This window comes from Bradyrhizobium mercantei (genome assembly GCF_001982635.1).
In the GTDB taxonomy this organism is placed as follows: Bacteria; Pseudomonadota; Alphaproteobacteria; order Rhizobiales; family Xanthobacteraceae; genus Bradyrhizobium; species Bradyrhizobium mercantei.
In genome coordinates, this window is record NZ_MKFI01000071.1 from 1 (window position 1) to 603 (window position 603).

The 603-nt window shown below is 63.0% G+C and carries 1 protein-coding gene; it reads left to right on the top strand.

From position 1 onward, the window contains the following. Positions 1–64: 64 nt before the first annotated feature. A partial coding sequence (locus tag BI327_RS40980; RefSeq protein ID WP_143271825.1) for a transposase occupies positions 65–603 on the top strand: 539 nt, incomplete at its 3' end.

Sequence of the window (603 nt, forward strand, 5' to 3'; positions counted from 1 at the left end):
GCGAGGGCTTTGCAGAAGTCAGTGGGGATGATTCTCTTAGGTGAAGGATTCGCCGGAGGGATGGATGGCGGAGCGCCAGATTGGTCAGCTGAGCTTTACGGACGGGCTGGTGAGTGACGCGGCTCGAGCCAATGCGCCATTGCAGCGGGTGTCGGAACTGGTCGACTGGGGCGCGATCGAAGTGCTGCTGAGCGGCTTGCGCAGCGGGGCGATGGGAGCGCCAGCTTACCCGTCGCTGGCGCTGTTTAAGGCGCTGTTGCTGCAGCAATGGTATGGGCTGTCCGATCCGGGCCTTGAAGAAGCGCTGGTGGACCGCCTGTCGTTTCGGCGCTTTCTGGGCCTGTCGCTGAGTGAGCCGGTACCAGATCATTCCACCCTTTGGCGTTTCCGCGAACAGTTGGCCAAGAGCGGGTTGGCGGAGCGCGCCTTTGCCTTGATTACGGGGCAGATCGAGAGGTCTGGCTACGTCCTGAAGCACGGCACATTGATCGACGCTTCGCTGATCCGCTCGGCGGTTAATCCGCCCGAACCACCGGATCCCGATTTGCCCCCGGATGCGGACGGGCGGCCCGCCAGCAAGCTGGTCAAAAGCGCTCACGATCC